Origin of the sequence: Pseudomonas sp. MWU347, assembly GCF_017947305.1 — a bacterium.
Taxonomy (GTDB): domain Bacteria; phylum Pseudomonadota; class Gammaproteobacteria; order Pseudomonadales; family Pseudomonadaceae; genus Aquipseudomonas; species Aquipseudomonas putida_A.
In genome coordinates this window covers 1-872 of sequence record NZ_JAFGZB010000036.1, presented here as the reverse complement: position 1 = coordinate 872, position 872 = coordinate 1, and the positions used below count along the sequence as shown (strand labels likewise).

At 62.7% G+C, this 872-nt stretch carries 1 protein-coding gene; it reads left to right on the top strand.

The features are described from left to right. Nucleotides 1–872 (top strand): DUF6531 domain-containing protein (locus KCG87_RS27345; protein WP_246882921.1); only part of this gene is annotated, 872 nt, incomplete at both ends.

The following is an 872-nucleotide window of genomic DNA, read 5'->3' as shown; positions in this document are numbered from 1 at the left end:
AAAAACCCCAACGGCGACAGCGCCGATTGCGCACCGCTGACCTGCACCAACGGCTGTCCGGTGTCGATGGTTACCGGCGAGGAATTGCTGACCCTGACCGACGGCACGCTCGATGGTTTGCTGCCGTTCGAGTTCACCCGGTTGTACCGCACCAGCGCGGTGGAGATCGATGTCGGGCTGGGGTTTGGCTGGAGTCATTCGCTGGCGCATCGGCTGGAGTTCGATGGCGAGGCGGTGATCTGGGTCGATCACGAGAACCGCCGCACGCGGTTTCCGTTGCCCAGTGTGGAGCGGCCGCAGATTCACAACAGCCTGTCGCGGGCGGCGATTTTTCTCGGGGATGAACCGGAGGAACTGATCCTCGCGCTGGCCGGGGATACAGCGCGGTTTTATCACTTTCGTGCCGGGCGGTTGGTGGCGGTCAGTGATGCGTATGGCAATCGTCTGAGCGTTTCTCGCGATCATCAGCAGCGGATTGTCCGCCTGAACAATGGCGCGGGTCGGTCGCTGTTGTTGCGCTACGACCGGGCGCATCTGGTCGCGGTTGATTACCAAGTGCTTGAGGCTGATGGCTGGCGCACCGAGCAAACGCTGGTCAGTTATTGCTACGACGCCCGTCAGCGGTTGTTGGCTGCGACCAACGCGGTCGGTGACAGCGAGCGTTACGACTACGACGATCAGCACGTCATCCTGCAGCGGCAACTGACCGGCGGCGCGAGTTTCTTCTGGGAATGGGAACGCTCGGGCAAGTCGGCGCGTTGCGTGCGGCACTGGGCGTCGTTCGCGCAGATGGACACCCGTTACGTCTGGGCCGATGACGGCAGCGTCGCGGTGCACTACGTCGATGGCAGCGAAGAAACCTACGTCCACGA